Here is a 22625-nt window from a genome sequence, read left to right as displayed (position 1 = left end):
GTTTATCCCACCATTCCCATTAAATATACTACAGTGAAAATAAACACCCAAACTACGTCAATAAAGTGCCAATAAATCGATGCAACATAAAACTTCGGTGCATTGTATAAATTTAGCCCTCTCTTCGCATTTCTAAAGATTAATGTTAAAATCCAACACAATCCAAACAATACGTGGAGTCCATGCGTACCAACAAGAGCATAAAACGCGGAACCAAACGCACTACTTCTCATAGTATGCTTAAATTCATGCGTATAATGATAAAACTCATATATTTCAAACCCTAAAAATCCTAAACCTAGCAACACTGTGACTAGTAGCCAAAGTTGCATTTTTTTAAAGTTAAAGTTTTTCATATGATACATCGCATATACGCTCGTTAAGCTACTCGTTAATAAAAGCATCGTCATAATGAAAACGAGTGGCATTTGAAACATCTCTTGAGATGTCGGTCCACCATTTGTAGAATTCTTCAACGCTAAATATGTGCCAAACAAGGAAGCGAACAATACTGTTTCGCCTCCAAGAAATAACCAAAAACCGACAAACTTATTTTTTCCCTCAAGGGTTGCTTTTTCAGGCTCTGCTGGAAATGTTTCATTCGTTAATTTTTCATCTACATGCATTATGCCTTGCCCCCCTTATCTTCTAAATCTTCCTTATGAATATGATATCCATGATCATCGATTACTGAACGTAGGAACATTGTGCCAAATGTAATGATTAAACCAATAATTGCTACTAATAACCAAAACTTATCTTTTCCACCCTGCATATACATTGCACCAAATGCCGCTATAAACAACCCTAACGAAATGATAAATGGTGAAAATGATGGATTTGGCATATGAATATCACCAACCGGTTCCGCAGCTGTCATCTCTTTATTCCCTTCACGTTTTTCAATCCAAAACGGATCTAATCCGCGAACAAATGGCAATTGTTTAAAGTTATATTCCGGTGTAGGTGCTGGCATTGTCCATTCTAACGTACGTGCATCCCATGGATCACGACCAGCCTTTTCTTTTGATACTGTTGTTTTAATTACATTAAATAGAAGAACAATCGTTCCAAGAGCCATAAATACCGCTCCAATAGAACTAATCATATTCCCCATTTCCAATCCTTGCCCTTCAAGATATGTGTAGTAACGACGCGGCATACCAATTAATCCTAGGAAATGCTGAATAAAGAACGTTAAATGGAAACCGATAAAGAATAGCCAAAACGTTATCTTCCCTAACGTTTCATTCAGTACTTTATTAAACATTAGTGGCCAATAATAATGAGCCCCTGCAAGTAAACCAAATACAACACCGCCAACGATTACATAATGAAAGTGTGCTACTACGAAATAGTTATCATGAAATTGATAATCAGCTGGTGCAGATGCTAACATAACACCTGTAACTCCACCCATTACGAATGATGGAATGAAAGCTACTGCCCACATCATCGGTGTCGTAAAACGAATACTTCCGCCCCACATTGTAAAGAGCCAGTTGAATATTTTAATACCGGTCGGAACCGCAATCGCCATTGTTGCAACTGAGAAAATAGCATTTGCAACTGGACCAAGCCCAACAGTAAACATATGATGCGCCCATACCATAAATCCTAAGAATCCAATTAATACTGTCGCAAACACCATCGATGAATAACCAAATAATCGCTTTTTCGAAAATGTCGCGAAGATTTCTGAGAATATTCCGAAAGCTGGGAGTATAAGAATGTATACTTCTGGATGACCGAAAATCCAGAATAAATGCTCCCATATAATTGTATTCCCACCCAACGCTGGATTAAAGAAACTTGTTCCAAATAAACGATCTAACATTAAAAGTCCTAATCCTACAGTTAACGGCGGAAAGGCGAATAATATTAGCGAAGATGTTACAAATGTCGTCCATGTAAACATCGGCATACGCATATACGTCATTCCTGGCGCACGCATATTAATAATGGTTACAAGGAAGTTAATACCTCCAATTAATGTACCAATACCGGAGATTTGCAAGCCGAGTACATAAAAATCAACACCATGGCCTTTAGAGGCTAAAGCTAAAGATGCATAAGATGTCCATCCTGCATCAGGTGCTCCACCTAAAAACCAACTTAAATTTAAAAATACTCCACCAAAGAAAAACAACCAAAATCCGAGTGAATTCAAAAACGGGAACGCTACATCGCGTGCACCAATTTGAAGTGGTACAGCGGCGTTCATAAATGCAAACACGAGTGGCATAGCTGCGAGGAAAATCATTGTTGTACCGTGCATCGTTAATACTTGATTATAAGCATCCCCAACAAGAAAAGCGTTGTTAGGAATCGCTAATTGAAGGCGAATAAATAGAGCTTCTATTCCGCCTATTACAAAAAACAATCCACCTGCAATTAAATAGAGAATGGCAATCTTTTTATGGTCTACTGTCGTTAAATAATCCCATATGACAGCACCCATCCCCTGTTTTTTTGCTACAGAACTCACGTTTTCAACCTCCCCTTCGCGAATAATCCCTCTTTACTTTTCAACTTTTAACGTTTGTAAGTATGCATTTAATGCATCAATTTGATCATCCGTTAAGTTGCCATATTTACCAGTCATTTTATTTCCTGGTTTCATATTTTCAGGATCTTTCAGCCATTTTTTTAAGTTTTCTTCATTGTTTTCGGCAATACCGGCAACCATATCGCGATCCGCAAAGTTTGCTAAGTTTGGTGCGATACGAGCGGAAGGTGGTCTACTATCATTAGATCCAACTGCGTGACAACCAATACAGCTTTTATTAAATATTTCTTGGCCCTCTTGCGCCTTTGTTGAAACTACTTCTTTCTTCCCATCAATCTTCTTCATATCAGCAAGCCACTTTTTGTACTCGCTTTCATCTAAAGCTTTCACTTTGAATTGCATTAAAGAATGTGATGGGCCGCAAAATTCTGTACAAAAACCATTATAAGTGCCCGATTTGTCTGCCTTTAACCACATTTTGTTCACATTATCTGTATTTGTATCCATTTTCCCAGCTAAAGATGGAACCCAAAATGAATGTTTAATATCGGCACCCTTCAAATTCAAATACACTTTCTTACCTGTGGGGATGACTAAATCTTGAGAAGTTACTATCTTTTCTGATTTGTAAGAAAATTCCCACCAATAAAGATTCGCTGTTACATCAACAACGATAGTATCTTTATCAATATTCTTTTTCTCCATCGCACTTACATCAGCAAGTTTGAATGTATATGTAACCGTCGGAACAGCTAAGATTAACAAAAGAATAATCGGAATAACTGTCCATATAATTTCTAGTTTGTGATTCCCTTCAACTTGCTCCGGAATATAATCTTCCTGACCCTTCTTTTGTCGGAAACGCACAATTACATATAAGAAAATAATAGTAACAACTAGTACTACTCCTACCATAATCGCAGTTGCTAGTAAGAGCAAATCATATTGCATTTTTGCTACTTCTCCTTGCGGAATTAAAGTAGATTGAAAGGCTTTACCGCATCCCCCTAACAGTAAAGCCAGCAGTGAAACGAACGAAAGCAGTCGCCACTGTTTCTTCATACAAACAACCCCCACTTTCCTTGTGAATTAGATTGTACTTTATAGTTAAGTAAAGTAAATCTCAACGTAAAGAAATCCAATTATGTCGTTGTCTTAGAAGAATGTAACTACAATCATTGATACAAATAAGATTGTTAAATAATTTAGGGAATAAACAAACATTTGTACGGACCATTTGATGTCATCTTGCTTACGGAAGCCATAAAATCCTAAAATGATCCATCCGATGTTAAGCAAAGTTGCAATTACCATAAATGTTATCCCTAGTCCACTCATATAAAATGGTAGTGGCAATAAACATACTGTCCAAATCATAATTTGGCGTTTCGTAATTTCAAATCCATGAACTACAGGAAGCATTGGGATTCCTGCATTTCGATATTCATCAACACGTTTCATTGCTAATGCAAGGAAATGTGGGATTTGCCAAATAAACATAATCAAAAATAGCATCCAAGCAATTGGATGGCCTAAAGATGGATCGATTGCTGCCCATCCAATTAAAGGTGGAACTGCACCAGAGATACTACCTACAACAGTATTTAGTGTATACTTTCTCTTTGTCCACAAACTATATAGAACAACATATGTGAAAGCACCAATAAACCCCATTAACACTGCCATTGGTGTTGTTAATAATAAAAATACAAACCCAAGAAGTAATATAACTAATCCAAATGTAAGTGCAAATCCTGGTTTATACTTTCCAGTAACCGTTGGACGGGTCTTTGTTCTTTCCATTAATGGATCGATGTCTCGATCAATATAGTTGTTTAAACAACATACCCCTGCCATAACTAATCCAGAACCAACGATTGTAAAAAATAACTTATCCAGATTGTCCATCACACTTAATCCATTAAAGTGTAATGCCAACCAAAATCCTGTAAATACAGTAAGTGTATTTGAGTTTACAATCCCCATTTTAACGAGTGCTTTTAAATCTTGTAACCGAGTTGTTTCCGGTACACTTGTAACAGCAGACTCATCATGCAGCTCACTTGTTGCATGGTTCATCACTTTAACCCCCTCTTAAAACTTTCATCTTTCTTTTTGCGCCTATTTCAAATGAAATATTTCGCTTCTATATAGCAATATTATTACAGTAGAAACATTGTTAACCCATTCTACTACTAATCTACGCCCATACTCCAATATATTAAATCATATTTCCCGAACATTTTGTGAAGAAAACATGAACTTTTTGTGTCGAACATAAAAAACTTAATTCTTACTTGTCCTTATCATAACATGATGTTACCTTCTATCATAAACTTTTTTGTCATATTTAACACGTATTCTCCCCATTTCTTTTCAAAATAGCCTATTTTCCCCCTAAAAATTTCCTTATATATCCTATTTCTACACCCATTTTCTCTCCCCTGTTTTCCCCCGCCATTTCTTTGCTATTTTATTATTTTTTATATATCATAGGAACTAGCGCGTTTTATTCTATACATAATGGAATGAAAATATTTCGCAATAACTTCATAGCAGAAAGATGGTGAAAGAGATTGCAACGCTTTATTAAATGGTTAGCAGTCATTACGAGTCTTGATTTATTAATAGTTTTATTAGGAGGCGCCTTAGTTACAAAAACAGGTTCTGGCCAAGGCTGCGGTAAATCATGGCCACTTTGTAACGGTGAATTTGTTCCATCTAATTTATCAATGGAAACTATTATTGAACTAAGTCATCGCCTTACATCAGGATCAGCAGGAATTCTTGTCACTCTCCTTTGTATTTTGTCCTGGAAATATTATAAACATGTGCGCGAAACAAAAACGTTAGCAATTTTATCCTTCGTATTTTTAGTTGCACAAGCATTAATGGGAGCTGCAGCAGTTGTTTGGGGACAAATGCCAGCTGTACTCGCTATCCATTTCGGTATTTCCTTAATTTCATTTGCTTCTGTTATTTTATTAACGTGTCTTATCTTTGAAATCGACCAAAAATTTGATGCACGTTCACTTATTATGGACAAAAAAATGAAATTTCATATTTATGGTGTAACAATTTACTGTTATCTCGTTGTCTACACAGGGGCTCTAGTACGTCACGAACGAGCTAGCTTAGCCTGTCCAGACTTCCCTTTATGTAGCAAAAATAGACCTATGCCAACTCAACTCCACGAATGGGTTCAAATGGGACATAGAGTTGCAGCGATGTTAATTTTCGCTTGGATACTATACGCGATGATTCTGGCTATTCGCCATTACAAACAGCAGCCTGTCGTATACTGGGGATGGATCATTTCATTTATCCTTGTTACACTTCAAGCTATCGTAGGAATTTTAGTTGTATTTACAAATGCTAGTTTAGCAATGGCATTATTACATTCACTATTCATTTCTTGCTTGTTTGCTGTACTATGCTATTTAGTTATGTTAGGTACAAGAAGTAAAGCGAATGCAAAAGAAGCTGGATCAACTTCTAAACAAACAAAATAAATTCACATTAAAATACCTTGCCGAATTGGCAAGGTATTTTTTGCGATAAAGTGAAACTTTAATCAGTGGGGGTCTTACTGCCCATTTATGCGGGATAAAGAAAAAGAGCTGCATGTACACAGCTCTTTTCTATTTTAGTGATCTAATTCAATAAGTAAATCACCCGTTTGAATTGCATCTCCATCGTTAACATATACTTTTTTCACTTTACCATTGAACGGCGCTTGAACCGTCGTTTCCATTTTCATTGCTTCTGTAATTGCCATAGAATCGCCTTTTTTCACTTCATCGCCTTCTTTTACAACTACTTTAATTACCGTTCCTGGCATTGTTGCACTAATGTGGTTTGGATTTTCACGGTTTCCTTTCACACGTTGTGCCACTGTTGCTTTCACACTTTCGTCTTTCACAACAATCTCACGTGGTTGTCCGTTAAACTCCAAATAAAGAACACGATTTCCATCTGGTTGAGGCTCTCCGATTGATACTAGTTTAACCATCAATGTTTTACCTTGTTCGATTTCCACATTGATTTCTTCACCAAGTCTCATACCATAGAAGAATGTCGGTGTATCAAGCACAGATACACTTCCATAAAGCTCAGCAACTTTTTCGTAATCCATAAATACTTTTGGATATAATGCATATGCAACGACATCAAAAATCGTCACTTCGCGTCCAAGTTTATGGAATAGCTCTTCTTTTAACGCATCAAAATCTACTGGCTCTAATAATTCACCCGGTCTTACTGTTAATGGCTCTTTCCCTTTTAAAATAATCTCTTGTAATTGTTTCGGGAAACCACCGTATGGTTGTCCTAAATCTCCTGAGAACATTTCAACAACAGATCCTGGGAAGTCCATAGAATGCCCTCGCTCTAAAACATCTTGTTCTGTTAAGTGGTTTTGAACCATAAATAATGCCATATCACCGACAACTTTAGATGATGGCGTTACTTTAACAATATCGCCAAACATGTCATTCACACGGCGATACATTACTTTCACTTCATCGAAGCGATCTCCTAAACCAACGGCTTTCGCTTGTTGTTGTAGATTACTATACTGTCCGCCTGGCATTTCGTGCATGTATACCTCTGTATGGGGTGCATTCATACCACTTTCAAACGGTGCGTAGTATTTACGTACATCTTCCCAGTAATGAGATAATTTTTCTAATGAATCTATATTAACGTCCGGCTGTCTTTCGTTTCCACCTAATGCATAGTATAGCGTGTTCGCACTTGGTTGTGACGTTTGACCAGCCATAGAACTTACTGCTACATCTACAATATCAACACCTGCTTCAATTGCCTTTGTATACGTTAATATACCATTTCCACTCGTATCGTGTGTATGCAGGTGAATCGGAATCGATACCGTCTCTTTTAATGCAGAAACTAAATCATATGCCGCATTAGGTTTTAATAAGCCTGCCATATCTTTAATTCCTAATATATGTGCTCCCGATGCTTCTAACTCTTTTGCTAAGTTTTTATAGTAATTTAAATCATATTTACTACGTAACGGATCATGAATATCTCCTGTGTAGCACATTGTTGCTTCTGCAATTTTACCAGTATCTCGCACAGCATCAATCGCAACTCTCATACCTTCTACCCAGTTTAAGCTATCAAAAATACGGAACACATCAATTCCAGCTTGAGCAGAACATTCCACAAATTTTTGAATTAAATTATCCGGATAGTTTTTGTAACCAACTGCGTTTGAAGAACGCAGTAACATTTGGAATAAAACGTTTGGCATTTTTTCACGAAGATCTAGTAATCGTTCCCATGGATCTTCCTTTAAGAAACGATATGCAACATCAAACGTTGCACCGCCCCACATTTCCGCTGAGAATAGGTTCGGTAACATCCTCGCTGTCGGCTCTGCAATTTGATGTAAATCTTTTGTACGAATACGCGTCGCAAGTAATGACTGATGCGCATCACGGAATGTTGTATCCGTTAAAAGTACACGGTTTTGATCTTGTACCCACTTTACTAATCCGTCTGCTCCACGCTCATCCAAAATTTGTTTCGTTCCATTTTGGATCGGCTCTGAGTGTAATACATTCGGTATACGAGCATCCGGGAAAATTGGTTTCTCTTTTTTCCCTACTCCTGGGAAGCCATTTACTGTTACTGTCCCAATGTAATTTAACATTTTTGTTCCGCGGTCTTTACGTTTCGGGAACAAGAATAGTTCAGGTGACGCATCAATAAATGAAGTGTCATATTCTCCTGATAAGAAGTTTTTATGTTTTACTACATTCTCTAGGAATGGAATATTTGTTTTAATACCACGAATACGGAATTCTTTTAAGTTACGTTCCATTTTCGCAGCAGCTTGTTCAAAAGTAAGTGCCCATGTTGTAACTTTTACAAGTAAAGAATCATAGTACGGTGTAATAACAGCACCTTGGAAACTATTACCTGTATCAAGACGAACACCGAAACCACCACCTGATCGGTACGCCATAATTTTCCCTGTATCCGGCATGAAATTATTTAATGGGTCTTCAGTCGTTACACGGGATTGTATTGCAAATCCATGTACAACTACTTCCTCTTGCTTCGGAACACCTACCATTTTACTATGTAATGCATGTCCATCAGCTATTAAAATTTGCGATTGAACGATATCTACTCCTGTAATCATTTCTGTAATCGTATGTTCAACTTGAACACGTGGATTTACTTCTATGAAGTAAAACTCATCACCTTTTACAAGAAATTCTACTGTTCCTGCGTTTAAATAATTTACATTTTTCGTTAATTTAACAGCAGCATCACAAATACGCTGACGCAAATCATCTGAAAGTGACACACTAGGTGCAATTTCTACAACTTTTTGATGACGACGTTGTACAGAACAGTCTCGCTCGTATAAATGAACAACATTGCCCTCTTCATCTGCTAAAATTTGAACTTCTATATGTTTAGGTTTTTCAACGAATTTTTCAACGTACACTTCATCATTACCAAAGGCTGCTTTCGCTTCTGACTTCGCTCGATTATACGATTCTCTTAATTCTTCACTAGTACGTACAATACGCATACCACGACCACCACCGCCAAGGGAAGCTTTAATAATAATCGGGTAATCATACTTTTCAGCAAATTCTCCAACTTCTTCTATTGAATTTACTGGCCCATCACTACCAGGAATAACCGGAATTTGTGCTAGCTGCGCTTGTGTTCTTGCTTTCACTTTATCTCCAAACATATCTAAATGCTTACTCTTTGGACCGATAAAGATAATTCCTTCTTCTTCACAACGTTTTGCGAATTGAATATTTTCTGACAAGAAACCATATCCAGGGTGGATTGCATCTACATGATTACTTTTCGCAATCTCAATAATGCCCTCAATATCTAGATAAGCATCAATTGGCTTTTTCCCTTCCCCAACTAAATAGGACTCATCGGCTTTATAACGATGATAAGAACCACTATCCTCTTTAGAATAGATTGCAACTGTTTTTAATCCAAGTTCCGAACAAGCTCGAAACACACGAATTGCAATCTCTCCACGGTTAGCTACCAATACTTTTTGAATACGTTGCAGCTTTGTCATGATTTTCCCCCTCTACTTTCCTACCACTCTAGAGATAAAATATATACACACCATAAAGAGCGTGAAGTTCTTCACTTTCTACATTATATTATACTTAGAAAGCTTCACTTTATTTTTATCCATCATACCTTATTTTTTAACAAATGATAAGTTTTCTGATCAATTTGTTTCACAAAAATAGTATAGCATACCTCTTCCTTTTCTAACAACTTAATCGTATGTCATATTTAATATAATGTGATATATTTTTTAGTATATATCACAATTAATGCATCATATTTAATATTTCTTAAAAATAAAAAAAACACCTCGCGCTCTAAAGCACAATGTGTTTTTTATTTCACAACTACAAGACGTGGTCCATCTTGTTCTCTTTCTTTCATTATCTCATTTTGCTGTTTCTCTTGTCGTTTTACATGACTAGCAACATTTAATAATATACCCATCGAGATTAGATTAGCCAACAAAGAACTACCACCATAACTAATAAACGGTAAAGGTACCCCTGTAAGCGGTATTAATCCAGACATACCACCAACATTAACAAATGTTTGTATTCCAATTAAACTTGCAATTCCTATTGCAATTAAACTTCCAAATGGATCTTTACATTTTTGTGCCACTCTAAACGAACGAATGATAATAAGTAGTAAACAGATTAAAATGATAGCTACACCTATAAAACCTAGTTCTTCAGATATAATTGCCATAATAAAATCCGTTTGTGGCTCTGGTAAATAGCCATACTTTTGTATACTATTCCCTAATCCTCTACCACCTAATCCACCTGAGGCAATTCCAATAAATGAATTTATTAGTTGAAATCCATCCTTTTGCGGATCACTAAATGGATCAAGAAAAACTGAAAATCGAGCTTTTTGGTAGTTACTTAATTTATAATTTCCGATAAAATACAACGCCGGAATCCACACGATAGATGTTAATAAAAATCTTTTTATCCACAAGTTAACATTAACTCCTGAACAGAAGAACATAATTAACACTGTTCCACCTATTAATATGTCAGTCCCTAAGTCATTTTGTAATAAAATTAATACCATCGATCCACCGACAATAAATATAGGAGGTATTATCCCTTGTAAAAAAGGGGTTTTCCTCTCTTGTTTCTTAGCAAAAAAACTTGCTAGCGTAATAATAACTACTATTTTTACAAACTCAGCTGGTTGTATACCTAGTATCCATCCTTTTGCACCATTGATTACCTTACCGAAAAGGAAAGCTGCTGTTAGTAACCCAATACTCCCTAACCCCATCGCTGTAAGAACTATTTTTTTCCTCCAAAATTTGTAAGGGATTATAACGACAATCACAAGCATTACCGTTCCAATAGCAAGAGCAACTAATTGTTTTTTAAAAAAGTAATTTGCTGGCCAGTTATATTTCGACGAAATCGCGACAATGGAACTAGAACTATATACCATTATAACTCCCAACACACATAAGATAACAAGAGGAAGTAACAATGAATAATCCATTGATTTCCATACTCTTTTCATTTCATTTCCTCTCTCTGTTTCAATTTAATTATTGTTGTATTCCATATGTACATTGATTCTTCCTGCTTTATTATACAAATAAAAAGCCCAAACTTTTTCAGTTTGAGCCCCCCTATTTGAACCCGTTATTGTTGTTTGTTTGTAAATGCTTCATGAAGTGCAGATAACTCACGTTCAAGCTCTCCTAACATTGCTTTCCCTTGTTCTTCTGCAATAAGACCAAGGCGAACTGCAAAATCGACCTCGCGGGATAGTCCAAACATTTGTGTGTCTAACACTTCTTCATATAATGGACATTGCGGCATTGTAAGGTTGTCCATTTGCACCTTAATAAGTCTTAAAATCTTCTCCGCATCCGCTTGTAGAAGGGCTAGTGCCTTTTCCTGATGATTTGATACTGTCTCAGACGCCAAATTGATTCCCTCCGTTTCCGTCCTACTCTCTCCTATCTATTAATATTAGCGATAGTTTTAGTAAATTGCAATAGAAACATTTTTTGTGACAACCATGTCTAATGCTATTATACTGAAAAGTGGGAGTATAACACAAATGGGGGAACAACAATGAGCGAAATTTTATTTATTAATGGAAAAGTTCGTTTTCCAATCACTATCGATCCAACTGTTTGGATCTTTGATGATCGAAAAGTAGATTTGACAACTTACTTTGATGAAACAAGAGAAAACACATCAGAACTAGAAGCTTATTTGAAAAACACTTCAGAACATTGGGATCGCGAAATCCGTGATGGTGCTGCGTTTCCACCGATACAACAAAGTGTAAAGAAATATAAAAAAGAACAGCTAATTACTGGAACGTTCGGTATACCATTTCATCCATTTCTTGCTAACGCCGAAATTTCAGATGACGCTACGCAAGTCAAAATTGAAACAGTAGATCAAACAATAATACTTCCATTAGAAACTGTAGAAAATGCTATACTTGGTTTTTCAAAAGAAGGAAAGCCATTAAAAGAGGATGGACCTGTTTATCTATATTACAATGATGGATCTAATAGACAAAATCCAATCCGTAACATCCGTAAATTTACAATTATTTAAAATGTATACTTGGAAGAAAAAGGAGTGAGCCTCAGCCCACTCCTTTTATAATAAATCTGCTGCTAGTTGAGCTAAATTCGATCGCTCACCTTTAACAAACTTTACATGACCACTAATACGTTGCTCTTTAAACTTCTCTACAACATATGTTAAACCGTTATTATACTCATCCAAATACGGATGATCAATTTGCTGAGGATCTCCCATTAATACGATTTTACTTTTTTCTCCTACTCTTGTCAGTATCGTTTTCACTTCATGTTTCGTTAAATTTTGTGCTTCGTCAATTATAATGAACTGATCCGGAATACTTCTCCCACGTATATAGGTAAGAGCTTCTACTTCAATCGAACCCATTCCAGCTAAAATAGCATCTAACTCTCCTGGCTTTTTCGTATTAAATAAATACTCTAGATTATCAAAAATCGGTTGCATCCACGGTCTTAACTTTTCTTCTTTTTCTCCTGGTAAATAACCGATATCTTTTCCGACTGGAACAATTGGCCTTGCAACGAGTAGTTTTTTATATAACCCTAAATCTTCAGTTTGCATAAGCCCTGAAGCTAAGGCTAGTAATGTTTTTCCTGTACCAGCTTTCCCTGTTAACGTTACTAGCGGAATATCTTCACGAAGCAACAATTCTAATCCCATAATTTGCTGCACATTTCGTGGTCGTATCCCCCATACTTGTTCATTGTGAAAAATAAGTTTCTTTACCTTCTTACCTAAGTGATCCACAATACCAAGTGCTGAACTAGATCCCCCTAATGCATCTTTCATTACTACAAATTGATTTGGATAAAAAGGATGATTTGCAATTTCGGATAAAGGCAATTCACCTTTTTCATAAAAATAATCCAATTGCTCTTTTGATATATACCCTTCCAAAAATCCTGAATATATATTATCTACTTCAATTACACGATCACTTAAATAATCTTCCGCCTTCAAACCAATTGCATCAGCTTTTACCCTTACGAGCACGTCTTTACTTACTAAAATAACAGACTTCCCGTCCTCTTTTTCTTGCTCTTCTAAAGATAAATTTTTTGCTACAGCTAAAATTCGATTATCATTTGTTTTTTCTACAAAAATATCTTGTAGTTGAACAAATGAACGATGATTTAATTCAATACGAAATGTACCGCCGTTTTCTAGCGGAATACTTTCATGCAGCTTTCCTATCTCACGAAATTTGTCTATTAACTTAGATACATAACGAGCATTTCGTCCTACTTCATCCATATAACGTTTTTTCGAATCAACCTCTTCTAATACAACTGCTGGAATCACTACTTCATTGGTTTCAAATGAAAAAATAGATAAAGGATCCTGCAAAAGTACATTCGTATCTAACACATAAATTTTATCCAACCTGTTACCCCCTGACTCCACTTTTAAATTTGTAGAACAAGGGTTTCATCCATAAAATATGGACGAACCATTGTTATAATTATATGTACCGTATAAACGAGGTAGAATCGAAATCCATAGCCATTAAACCTTTTATTTATTTTTTATTCATTTCTATTCAATATATTACTTTTAATTATAATTATTAACATAAAATCACAATAACTGATTACAAAAGTTAACAACTGACTTTCTTATTTATCACATTTATAATTCTTTTATTCCTACTAACACTTGGTTATCCAGCTTCTTCGCTGCGCGAATATCATATGTTTTTTCATATGTTGGTACAGTTGCAAGTTTCGCTCCATAAAACATAACATCACGTACTTCTTGTACATTTACTTCTATTACAGTTAATTTTAGAGGAATGCCTTCCATTCTATCAGTCAAAATTTCACCTGCACCACTTATGGAAAATACGGATTCATTCGCCATTATAGTCAATACCACCCCAGTACTATGCCGTATATTTTCCACAATACGTGAACGCTGATCTACTGCAAATCGAATACTAGTTTTACTAACTGCATACACCCAAGAAATAGCACTTACGTTAGGAACTTGTTTTTCGAAGTCTGTTGTTGCCACCATAACAATACATTCTTTACGTAACGTTTGTACTAAATCATCTGTTAATGTAGGCTCTACTACATTCGCCATATTTCCACCTCCAAATATACTTAATATATCCTTATCATAACTTATTTTTCGAATTGCGAAAATATTATTTTTTCCCGCTATTATTCAAAAACATTATACTTCCATGATATACTTATACTGATAGAATTCGTATTGAGGTGACGAAATGAGAGTCAAATGTATGATTTGTGATAAAAAAGATATGTTAGATGATGAAAATCCTATGGCAAAAAAACTGCGTAACCGCCCTATTCATACATATATGTGCATGGAATGTTCGGAACGAATTGCAGAACGTACGATGGAACGTCATGCAAGTGGTAATTTCCGATTATATCGTGATAAAAAAGTCGAAGACGATTGGTAAAATGTAAATAAGTCCTTAATCATATAGATAAGGACTTATTTATATTTTTCAGGTTCACGATTCATTTGATCCAAAAAGCAATCAATAGCTTCTAATGGAAACCTGGCAGATTTTTTTTCTCCATTCATTTCATATGTAATCAAATACATTTCTTCGTTCTTTTTAACTTCCACATCCGTTAATTTATGTTCTTCATATATCATATTTTGAAATAACAAATACGTTTCTTTTGCAGCACGATCATCTGGACGTGCTTCGGCAACTGTTTTAATTGTTAACCAATTATATAGTGCATCTTGTACTGAACGCATAAAAACCCGCCCCCTCACCCTGCTTTTTGTTGTCTTGCTTGACGTAAACGCAACCTATAAATCCCAAGTACAATCGCCGCTACAACAAGCCCCTCTCCAACAGGTAAAAAAACTGCAAAGAAAGTTAAAACTGTACACCCAATCGCTAACGATATATATATCACTATATTTTTTATTATTGATAGTTTTCTTGCAAAACCTAAATTATACACAAGTGCGCTTAATATAATAATGGTTCCATATAGTAACCACATCCCTAGTTCTGGATTTTCATCAACTTTACATAATTTCGCAAAAAACGACATTCTTTCTAACATCATTCATCCTCCTTTCTCACAAAAAACAAATTTTATTTATGTACTTAATACAAGAGTAACCTGCAAAAAAAATACTGTCCACAAAAAAAGAGTAAATATTCCAAAAATAAATACAATAAAAAACAGCTACCCCTCAAAGGTAGCTGTTCTATTATTTTACGCTTCTACAGATTTCTTTTTCTTAGCAGCTCTTTCACGCTCACTCTTATCAAGAATCTTTTTACGTAAACGAATTGATTCTGGAGTTACTTCACAGAACTCATCATCGTTTAAGTACTCTAATGACTCTTCTAAAGTCATTAAGCGTGGTTTTTTCATTGTTGAAGTTTGATCTTTCGTCGCAGAACGAATGTTAGTTTGTTGTTTCATTTTCACAACGTTAACTGTTAAGTCGTTCTCACGAGTGTGTTCTCCGACAATCATACCAGCATATACTTCTGTACCTGGTTCAACGAAGATTACACCACGGTCTTCAACTTGCATAATACCGTATTGTGATGCTTTTCCTGTTTCAAGTGAAACTAGAACACCTTGGCGACGTCCACCAACTTGTCCAGCGTGTACTGGTTGGTAGCAATCGAATGTATGGTTTAAAATACCGTAACCACGAGTTAATGTTAAGAATTCTGTTGTGTAACCAATTAAACCACGTGCTGGAACCATGAAAGTAAGGCGAACTTGACCGTTTCCGTTATTCACCATATCTAACATTTCACCTTTACGTGCACCCATAGATTCCATAATAGAACCAGTGTATTCTTCAGGTACATCGATTTGCACGCGCTCTACAGGCTCACATCTTACGCCATCAACTTCTTTAATAATTACTTCAGGCTTAGATACTTGTAGCTCATAACCTTCACGACGCATGTTTTCAATTAGGATAGATAAATGTAATTCCCCACGTCCAGATACGATCCACGCATCAGGAGAATCTGTATTATCTACACGTAAACTTACATCTGTTTCTAATTGTGAACGAAGACGCTCTTCAATTTTACGAGATGTAATGAATTTACCTTCACGACCTGCAAATGGGCTGTTATTTACAAGGAATGTCATTTGTAGTGTTGGCTCATCAATACGTAATAATGGTAAAGCCTCTTCATGCTCAACCGGACATACAGTTTCACCTACGTTAATGTCTTCCATACCTGAAACAGCTACTAAATCTCCAGCTTTTGCTTCTTCAATTTCTTGACGTTTTAATCCAATGTAACCAAATAATTTCGTTACACGGAATTGTTTTACAGTTCCGTCAACTTTCATTAATGCAACTTGTTGTCCTACTTTCATTGTACCACGGAATACGCGTCCAACCCCGATACGACCAACATAGTCATTGTAATCAAGAAGTGCTACTTGGAATTGAAGTGGCTCTTCGCTGTTATCAACTGGTGCTGGAATATGTTCAATAATTGTGTCAAACAATGATTTCATATTCTCTTCTTGATTTGCTGGATTTGAATCTAAGCTTGCTGTTCCGTTCATTGCTGATGCAAATACAACTGGGAACTCTAATTGATCTTCGTTTGCACCAAGTTCGATGAATAAGTCAACTACTTCATCAACTACTTCATCAGGGCGAGCGAAGTCACGGTCAATTTTGTTTACAACAACGATTGGAGTTAAGTTTTGCTCAAGAGCTTTCTTTAAAACAAATCGTGTTTGTGGCATACAACCTTCATATGCATCAACAACAAGTAGAACACCATCAACCATTTTCATGATACGTTCTACTTCTCCACCGAAGTCAGCGTGACCAGGTGTATCTAAAATGTTAATTCTTTTATCTTCATAGTGAATCGCAGTATTCTTCGCTAAAATTGTAATACCACGTTCTCTTTCTAGATCGTTTGAGTCCATTGCGCGTTCTTCAATATGTTCATTCGCACGGAACGTCCCCGCTTGACGTAATAACTGGTCAACAAGTGTTGTTTTACCATGGTCAACGTGGGCAATAATTGCTATATTTCGTAAATCTTGTCGTTTTTTCAACATGTCCAACTCCTAATGTCTTTTTAATCCTTCTCTATTATAAGAGCGAAGGGGATACAATGGCAATCAAAATAAAATCAAGAATGAAAATATAGTTGTATTCTTACTTTTGTGAAAGTAAAATAAAATTGGAGGGTGAAGAAATGGAACACATTCAATATCGCTTTTTATTAACTGCAATTATCGGTGTTATTTTCTTAATCGGTATCGGTATTATGGTTGCTGAAAATAGTCCCATCGGTGTTATCATTTGCATTATCGGCACATTTGTTACAGTTGGATACGGTTTTGTAACAAAAAGAAAAATGCGTAAATCGCAATAACGTCAAAAAGTAAGAAGCGCTTATACAGCCTCTTACTTTTTTTGTTACTCCGCTATAAATCGTAACACCTCTTCATACACTCCAGGTTTTGCAACTAATACGCTGCTCTTCTCTACGATTGAAAGCGGGGATCCAGAAAATGTTGTCGCCTTACCTCCAACTTCCTCTACAATTATCTGTCCCCCACCAAAATCCCATGGTGATAATCTCGGCGTTACATATGCATCTATTCTTCCTGTTGCAACGTATACCATCTCTAACGCTGCACAGCCATATGATCTCGTGCCTCTTGCTTTCTTAACCAGCGCCATCATACTTTCCTTATTCAGCAATGGATTATCGGTAAGCCATATCGCATTTAAAGCTACAATTCCTTGCTCTACAGTTCCTTTTTCCAATAAAGGTATTGGTACTTCATTACAAAATGCTCCAGCTCCCTTTACCGCATGGTATAATTCATCATGAACTGGATCATAAATGAGTCCAACCTTTCCGATACCGTTCTCATAAATTCCAATTGAAATTGCGAAATTTCTTTTTTGATGAACAAAGTTCATCGTGCCATCAATTGGATCAATTAACCAAACAACCCCATCAGAAGAAGTTACCTCATCTCCATAACCTTCTTCTCCTAAAATATTATGGTTCGGGAATGTTTCTTTAATTTTCCCAATTAAAAACTGTTCTATTTCTCGGTCCATATTTGTTACTAAATCAGCTGCATTGGATTTCGTTTCTATAATAAGTGCTTTTTCCATTGATGCCATTAAAAACTCTCCTGCATCTCGAATCCACTGTTTGGCGTGTGCATCGATGTCTTTCCATACTTCTTGCATGTTTAAACACTCCGATCTATACTGTTCACAGAAAAAACGAACCCTTTATAAGGTTCGCACCAACTAATTTTTTATACATATACTATTATTACGCCTCTAAACGAATCATTTCAAGTCTTAACACTTCTAACTTTTGTACACACTCTTCTTTTTTCAGTTTATCATTTTCCATCATCGCATCATATAAAGTTGCTAATTCATAATCTAGCTCCAAACGTAGCACCGGTATTCTCTTTTCAGCATCTGTTCTCTTTAACGCATTAATCACCTGTCTCATATTATTTGCCTCCTCCCAATATTCGTCTGCCCTCGGACTAGAATTAATTAAATTTTCTGATTTTTTGTTTTATACTATACTATGTTGGATAAATCATCTATGCAACAAAATTATATTTTTTTATTTAAATTTTTTTGTGCTGTTTTTTTTATGAATAGTACAAGCTATGCTAAAATAAAAGCAAAATAGGAGTTGGAGGAACAATCATGACACTACAAACATTCAAGTCAACTGATTTTGAGGTCTTTACAGTTGATGGTCTCGAAGAACGAATGAGTGCAATTAAAACGAACATTCATCCTAAACTTGAAGCTTTAGGGGAACAGTTTGCAACGTATTTATCCAAACAAACTGATGAGAACTTTTTTTATCATGTAGCAAAACATGCACGTCGCAAAGTCAATCCACCAAACGATACTTGGGTTGCTTTTTCAACAAATAAACGCGGATATAAAATGCTACCACATTTCCAAATTGGATTATGGGGTACTCATGCCTTCATATACTTTGGTTTAATCTATGAGTGTCCACAAAAAGTGGAGACGGCTCACGCCTTCTTAGAACATTTAAATGATTTAAAAACAAATATTCCAAATGACTTCGTTTGGTCCATTGACCATACTAAACCAAGTGTAAAATTACATAGAACACTTGAAACAGAAGACTTACAAAAGATGATTGAACGTCTAGCTACTGTGAAAAAAGCAGAATTATTAGTTGGTATTCATATATCACCAGAGGAGTTTTCAGCAATGACCAACGAACAATTCCTTGCTAAGATTGAATCTACGATGCAATCACTCCTTCCTTTATATGCACTTTGTAATCGATAGTAGAAAACGGACAATTTATATTGTCCGTTTTTAGTTGTTATCACATTATATCACTTCATTTTTCATTTTTCAAAATATTTTTACATTTTCACAAACTTTTGTTCTTCAGTTTCTTTTGCCCTTTGAATCGCACGATATATAGAATATCCACTTACTTCTTGAAACTCCTTATCAATTTTCTTCTCTTCTGCTTTAGATGGAACAATCTCTTTAAAACGACGATATAATCCCATTAATTCTTCTCTTATAATTCCTTTTTCGTATGCTTTCTCAATTGCTTCATAAAACTTCACAATTGCAACCATTTCCTCATTTGACCAATCATAATCTAGCGGATATTGATATTCCATTTTGCACCTCATTTATCATTTCTTCTTATTTCAATATGCTATCTTAAAGGAATTTTTTCTTCTTCACTATAGCCACTTTGCATTATACACTATTTATTCCTTATGATGGAATTGTCTTCCTCTATAAGGTAATTGGAAATAACTATTTAACATACTCACTGTAAAAATATTTTTTTCTATACATCTATAATTATTGGTGATATAATGCTTTTGTTTTATAGAAAACAAAGTGAACCTACCATCTCAAAAACACTTTTGTGAATGGCAGAAAAACAAGCCTCATACTAAAAAAGAACTTAACTTTTTTAGAACAGGATTATATAAAACAAATAATACTAAATATTACGAAGAAGAAGGGGTGTATAGATTGTCCCAATACGAAACACCATTGTTTACCGCTTTAGTTGAGCACAGTAAGCGAAATCCAATTCAATTCCATATTCCTGGTCATAAAAAAGGACAGGGTATGGATCCTACATTTCGCGAATTTATTGGGCATAATGCATTAGCAATTGATTTAATTAATATTGCGCCGCTCGATGATTTACATCATCCAAAAGGTATGATTAAAGAAGCACAAGATTTAGCAGCCGCTGCATTTGGTGCAGATCATACTTTCTTTTCTATTCAAGGTACAAGTGGTGCAATAATGACAATGGTGATGAGCGTTTGCGGTCCTGGTGACAAAATCCTAGTGCCACGAAACGTGCATAAATCAGTAATGTCAGCTATTATTTTCTCAGGTGCAAAACCGATTTTCATGCATCCTGAAATCGATCCAAAACTTGGTATTTCGCATGGAATTACAATTCAATCTGTCAAAAAGGCACTTGAAGAGCATTCAGATGCGAAAGGCTTACTTGTTATTAACCCAACATACTTTGGCTTTGCTGCAGACTTAGAACAGATTGTCCAATTAGCACATTCTTACGATATCCCTGTACTCGTTGATGAGGCCCATGGTGTTCATATTCATTTTCACGATGAATTGCCGATGTCAGCGATGCAAGCCGGTGCAGATATGGCAGCAACAAGTGTTCACAAATTAGGAGGATCTTTAACGCAAAGTTCTATTCTTAACGTGAAGGAAGGCCTTGTGAACGTAAAACATGTTCAATCTATTATTAGCATGCTTACGACGACATCAACTTCTTATATCTTGTTAGCATCCCTAGATGTTGCTAGAAAACGTCTTGCTACAGAAGGAACAGCACTCATAGAACAAACTATACAATTAGCGGAACAAGTTCGTGATGCTATTAATGCTATTGAGGATCTTTACTGTCCTGGAAAAGAAATGCTAGGTACGGATGCTACTTTTAACTATGATCCTACAAAGATAATTGTATCTGTAAAAGATTTAGGTATTACAGGCCATCAGGCTGAAGTATGGCTTAGAGAGCAATATAACATTGAAGTAGAACTCTCAGATTTATACAACATACTATGTCTTGTCACTTTCGGAGATACAGAAAGTGAGACAAATACACTTATTGCAGCATTACAAGATTTAGCAGCAACATTTAGAAATCAAGCCGATAAAGGTGTTCAAATACAAGTAGAAATCCCAGAAATACCAGTGCTAGCACTTTCTCCTCGAGATGCTTTTTATTCGGAAACAGAAGTCATTCCGTTTGAAAATGCAGCAGGTCGTATTATAGCTGATTTCGTTATGGTTTATCCGCCAGGGATTCCAATCTTTACTCCGGGGGAAATTATTACACAAGATAACTTAGAGTATATTCGTAAAAACTTAGAAGCGGGTTTACCTGTACAAGGTCCTGAAGATATGACATTACAAACATTACGTGTGATTAAAGAGTACAAGCCTATCAGTTGATAGGCTTTTCTTTCACCCTTTTTTCCTTTTCTCATACGATATGAAGTAATGTAACGTATAGGTGGGGATACTATTATGATTGTAATAGGCCGTTCTATTGTACATCCTTATATCACAAATGAATATGAGCCATTTGCAGCTGAGAAACAACAAATTTTATCGATAATGGCAGGAAATCAAGAAATTTATTCCTTCCGAACATCTGATGAACTCAGTTTTGATCTAAATTTGCGAGTGAATATTATTACTTCTGCATTAGAACTTTTTCAAAGTGGATTTCAGTTTCGCACATTTCAACAGTCCTTTTGCAACCCCCAATATTGGAAAAGAACGTCACTTGGGGGATTCGAGCTCCTTCCAAACATACCCCCTTCCATTGCCATACAAGATATTTTCAAAAACGGAAAACTATATGGAACTGAATGTGCCACCGCTATGATCATTATTTTTTACAAAGCTTTACTATCCTTGTATGAGGAAGAAACATTCAACCGTCTCTTTGCAAACCTTTTACTTTATACGTGGGACTACGATCAAGATTTAAAGCTCATAACAAAAACGGGTGGCGATCTAGTTCCCGGCGACCTCGTTTATTTTAAAAATCCACAAGTGAATCCAGCTACAATCGAGTGGCAAGGAGAAAATACAATCTATCTAGGAAATTTCTTTTTTTACGGACATGGCGTAGGTGTAAAAACAAAAGAGGAAATTATATACTCTTTAAATGAACGACGAGTCCCCTACGCTTTTATTTCAGCTTTCTTGACCGATACTATTACCCGTATTGATAGCCGTCTCATGAGCCACTACGCCTCTCCTAGCACTCCACAGACATCGATAGGATTTATTCCCATTAGAGATGATGCAATCATTGCAACAGTTGGCCATACAACTACAATTTATTAAAAAAGCGCCTACATATGTATATGTAGGCGCTT

General features: G+C 35.9%; 22 protein-coding genes. 7 read left to right on the top strand and 15 right to left on the bottom strand.

The window, feature by feature from the left end; all coding sequences use genetic code 11:
• Positions 1-2: 2 nt before the first annotated feature.
• The 4 genes from ctaE to ctaB all read right to left on the bottom strand — a co-directional run bounded on the left by ctaE (position 3) and on the right by ctaB (position 4588).
• Positions 3-626: a cytochrome c oxidase subunit III gene (gene ctaE, locus AABL52_RS07785; protein WP_000557861.1), complete on the bottom strand. Its 624-nt coding sequence runs from the start codon at positions 624-626 to the stop codon at positions 3-5.
• Positions 626-2461, bottom strand: a complete 1836-nt coding sequence (ctaD, locus tag AABL52_RS07780) for a cytochrome c oxidase subunit I (RefSeq protein ID WP_170955056.1) — start codon at positions 2459-2461, stop codon at positions 626-628. Before ctaD ends, ctaE begins: the two co-directional genes overlap by 1 nt.
• A gap of 60 nt (positions 2462-2521) precedes the next feature.
• Positions 2522-3571, bottom strand: a complete 1050-nt coding sequence (coxB, locus tag AABL52_RS07775; RefSeq protein WP_264460872.1) for a cytochrome c oxidase subunit II — start codon at positions 3569-3571, stop codon at positions 2522-2524.
• Between the two features lie 93 nt (positions 3572-3664).
• Positions 3665-4588 (bottom strand): protoheme IX farnesyltransferase, encoded by a 924-nt coding sequence (ctaB, locus tag AABL52_RS07770; RefSeq protein ID WP_001015057.1) that lies wholly within the window; start codon positions 4586-4588, stop codon positions 3665-3667.
• 497 nt (positions 4589-5085) lie between these two features.
• On the opposite strand from ctaB, the gene ctaA reads away from it, so the two are divergent.
• Complete coding sequence (gene ctaA, locus AABL52_RS07765; protein ID WP_001188731.1) at positions 5086-6021, top strand: heme A synthase; 936 nt, start codon at positions 5086-5088, stop codon at positions 6019-6021.
• 134 nt (positions 6022-6155) lie between these two features.
• Here ctaA and pyc read toward each other — a convergent pair whose 3' ends face one another.
• The 3 genes from pyc to AABL52_RS07750 all read right to left on the bottom strand — a co-directional run bounded on the left by pyc (position 6156) and on the right by AABL52_RS07750 (position 11532).
• Positions 6156-9602, bottom strand: a complete 3447-nt coding sequence (gene pyc / locus AABL52_RS07760) for a pyruvate carboxylase (RefSeq protein ID WP_098258678.1) — start codon at positions 9600-9602, stop codon at positions 6156-6158.
• A 335-nt stretch (positions 9603-9937) separates the two neighbouring features.
• Positions 9938-11119, bottom strand: a complete 1182-nt coding sequence (locus AABL52_RS07755; protein WP_000832784.1) for an FtsW/RodA/SpoVE family cell cycle protein — start codon at positions 11117-11119, stop codon at positions 9938-9940.
• Positions 11120-11244: 125 nt separating this feature from the next.
• On the bottom strand, positions 11245-11532 hold the full coding sequence (locus AABL52_RS07750) for a YlaN family protein (protein WP_000135698.1): 288 nt from the start codon (positions 11530-11532) through the stop codon (positions 11245-11247).
• Positions 11533-11682: 150 nt separating this feature from the next.
• Here AABL52_RS07750 and AABL52_RS07745 point away from each other — a divergent pair, with 150 nt between their 5' ends.
• Entirely contained in the window at positions 11683-12180 is a 498-nt protein-coding gene (locus AABL52_RS07745; protein WP_001289798.1) for a hypothetical protein, read from the top strand.
• Positions 12181-12225: 45 nt separating this feature from the next.
• Here AABL52_RS07745 and AABL52_RS07740 read toward each other — a convergent pair whose 3' ends face one another.
• Both AABL52_RS07740 and AABL52_RS07735 read right to left on the bottom strand, forming a co-directional pair.
• Positions 12226-13554, bottom strand: coding sequence for a PhoH family protein (locus AABL52_RS07740; protein WP_000358079.1), 1329 nt, complete (start codon positions 13552-13554; stop codon positions 12226-12228).
• A gap of 246 nt (positions 13555-13800) precedes the next feature.
• Positions 13801-14256 carry a pyridoxamine 5'-phosphate oxidase family protein gene (locus AABL52_RS07735; protein WP_000024589.1) on the bottom strand — a complete coding sequence of 152 codons (456 nt, stop codon included), beginning with the start codon at positions 14254-14256 and terminating at the stop codon, positions 13801-13803.
• Between the two features lie 145 nt (positions 14257-14401).
• Between AABL52_RS07735 and AABL52_RS07730 the strand changes: the two genes are divergently transcribed.
• Complete coding sequence (locus AABL52_RS07730; RefSeq protein ID WP_001995040.1) at positions 14402-14602, top strand: YlaI family protein; 201 nt, start codon at positions 14402-14404, stop codon at positions 14600-14602.
• Positions 14603-14637: 35 nt separating this feature from the next.
• Here the strand turns inward: AABL52_RS07730 and AABL52_RS07725 are convergent, their stop codons facing one another.
• The 3 genes from AABL52_RS07725 to typA form a co-directional block, all read right to left on the bottom strand.
• The gene (locus tag AABL52_RS07725) at positions 14638-14913 is read right to left on the bottom strand and encodes a hypothetical protein (RefSeq protein ID WP_001258134.1); all 276 of its coding nucleotides are present in this window, start codon (positions 14911-14913) and stop codon (positions 14638-14640) included.
• A gap of 14 nt (positions 14914-14927) precedes the next feature.
• Positions 14928-15230, bottom strand: a complete 303-nt coding sequence (locus tag AABL52_RS07720; RefSeq protein ID WP_000893660.1) for a YlaH-like family protein — start codon at positions 15228-15230, stop codon at positions 14928-14930.
• A 156-nt stretch (positions 15231-15386) separates the two neighbouring features.
• A complete protein-coding gene (gene typA, locus AABL52_RS07715) occupies positions 15387-17231 on the bottom strand; it encodes a translational GTPase TypA (RefSeq protein WP_000914755.1) in 1845 nt (614 codons plus the stop codon).
• Positions 17232-17371: 140 nt separating this feature from the next.
• On the opposite strand from typA, the gene AABL52_RS07710 reads away from it, so the two are divergent.
• Positions 17372-17551 (top strand): DUF5325 family protein, encoded by a 180-nt coding sequence (locus AABL52_RS07710; protein ID WP_000400130.1) that lies wholly within the window; start codon positions 17372-17374, stop codon positions 17549-17551.
• 44 nt (positions 17552-17595) lie between these two features.
• Here the strand turns inward: AABL52_RS07710 and AABL52_RS07705 are convergent, their stop codons facing one another.
• Both AABL52_RS07705 and AABL52_RS07700 read right to left on the bottom strand, forming a co-directional pair.
• The gene (locus tag AABL52_RS07705) at positions 17596-18387 is read right to left on the bottom strand and encodes an inositol monophosphatase family protein (protein WP_073516258.1); all 792 of its coding nucleotides are present in this window, start codon (positions 18385-18387) and stop codon (positions 17596-17598) included.
• Between the two features lie 88 nt (positions 18388-18475).
• Positions 18476-18664, bottom strand: coding sequence for a hypothetical protein (locus AABL52_RS07700; protein ID WP_001250166.1), 189 nt, complete (start codon positions 18662-18664; stop codon positions 18476-18478).
• A gap of 206 nt (positions 18665-18870) precedes the next feature.
• Between AABL52_RS07700 and AABL52_RS07695 the strand changes: the two genes are divergently transcribed.
• Entirely contained in the window at positions 18871-19497 is a 627-nt protein-coding gene (locus tag AABL52_RS07695; protein ID WP_000175088.1) for a YktB family protein, read from the top strand.
• An 80-nt stretch (positions 19498-19577) separates the two neighbouring features.
• On the opposite strand, the gene AABL52_RS07690 is transcribed toward AABL52_RS07695, so the two are convergent.
• Positions 19578-19847 carry a UPF0223 family protein gene (locus AABL52_RS07690; protein WP_151632781.1) on the bottom strand — a complete coding sequence of 90 codons (270 nt, stop codon included), beginning with the start codon at positions 19845-19847 and terminating at the stop codon, positions 19578-19580.
• 367 nt (positions 19848-20214) lie between these two features.
• Here AABL52_RS07690 and speA point away from each other — a divergent pair, with 367 nt between their 5' ends.
• Complete coding sequence (gene speA / locus AABL52_RS07685) at positions 20215-21687, top strand: arginine decarboxylase (protein WP_000084900.1); 1473 nt, start codon at positions 20215-20217, stop codon at positions 21685-21687.
• 75 nt (positions 21688-21762) lie between these two features.
• On the top strand, positions 21763-22593 hold the full coding sequence (locus AABL52_RS07680; protein ID WP_341519132.1) for a protein-glutamine gamma-glutamyltransferase: 831 nt from the start codon (positions 21763-21765) through the stop codon (positions 22591-22593).
• Positions 22594-22625 lie beyond the last annotated feature (32 nt).

The organism is Bacillus paramobilis, assembly GCF_038096195.1.
In the GTDB taxonomy this organism is placed as follows: domain Bacteria; phylum Bacillota; class Bacilli; order Bacillales; family Bacillaceae_G; genus Bacillus_A; species Bacillus_A mobilis.
This window is presented reverse-complemented; position numbering and strand designations above follow the sequence as displayed.

Excerpts from the sequence above, each read along its gene's own strand:
- AABL52_RS07735 (WP_000024589.1), bottom strand. The coding sequence starts at position 14,256 with ATGGCGAATGTAGTAGAGCCTACATTAACAGATGATTTAGTACAAACG.
- pyc (WP_098258678.1), bottom strand. The coding sequence starts at position 9,602 with ATGACAAAGCTGCAACGTATTCAAAAAGTATTGGTAGCTAACCGTGGA.
- AABL52_RS07725 (WP_001258134.1), bottom strand. The coding sequence starts at position 14,913 with ATGCGTTCAGTACAAGATGCACTATATAATTGGTTAACAATTAAAACA.
- coxB (WP_264460872.1), bottom strand. The coding sequence starts at position 3,571 with ATGAAGAAACAGTGGCGACTGCTTTCGTTCGTTTCACTGCTGGCTTTA.
- ctaB (WP_001015057.1), bottom strand. The coding sequence starts at position 4,588 with ATGAACCATGCAACAAGTGAGCTGCATGATGAGTCTGCTGTTACAAGT.
- AABL52_RS07705 (WP_073516258.1), bottom strand. The coding sequence starts at position 18,387 with ATGCAAGAAGTATGGAAAGACATCGATGCACACGCCAAACAGTGGATT.
- AABL52_RS07755 (WP_000832784.1), bottom strand. The coding sequence starts at position 11,119 with ATGAAAAGAGTATGGAAATCAATGGATTATTCATTGTTACTTCCTCTT.
- AABL52_RS07700 (WP_001250166.1), bottom strand. The coding sequence starts at position 18,664 with ATGAGACAGGTGATTAATGCGTTAAAGAGAACAGATGCTGAAAAGAGA.
- AABL52_RS07695 (WP_000175088.1), top strand. The coding sequence starts at position 18,871 with ATGACACTACAAACATTCAAGTCAACTGATTTTGAGGTCTTTACAGTT.
- AABL52_RS07730 (WP_001995040.1), top strand. The coding sequence starts at position 14,402 with ATGAGAGTCAAATGTATGATTTGTGATAAAAAAGATATGTTAGATGAT.
- typA (WP_000914755.1), bottom strand. The coding sequence starts at position 17,231 with ATGTTGAAAAAACGACAAGATTTACGAAATATAGCAATTATTGCCCAC.
- ctaE (WP_000557861.1), bottom strand. The coding sequence starts at position 626 with ATGCATGTAGATGAAAAATTAACGAATGAAACATTTCCAGCAGAGCCT.
- AABL52_RS07720 (WP_000893660.1), bottom strand. The coding sequence starts at position 15,230 with ATGTTAGAAAGAATGTCGTTTTTTGCGAAATTATGTAAAGTTGATGAA.
- AABL52_RS07680 (WP_341519132.1), top strand. The coding sequence starts at position 21,763 with ATGATTGTAATAGGCCGTTCTATTGTACATCCTTATATCACAAATGAA.
- AABL52_RS07690 (WP_151632781.1), bottom strand. The coding sequence starts at position 19,847 with ATGGAATATCAATATCCGCTAGATTATGATTGGTCAAATGAGGAAATG.
- ctaD (WP_170955056.1), bottom strand. The coding sequence starts at position 2,461 with ATGGGTGCTGTCATATGGGATTATTTAACGACAGTAGACCATAAAAAG.
- AABL52_RS07745 (WP_001289798.1), top strand. The coding sequence starts at position 11,683 with ATGAGCGAAATTTTATTTATTAATGGAAAAGTTCGTTTTCCAATCACT.
- AABL52_RS07710 (WP_000400130.1), top strand. The coding sequence starts at position 17,372 with ATGGAACACATTCAATATCGCTTTTTATTAACTGCAATTATCGGTGTT.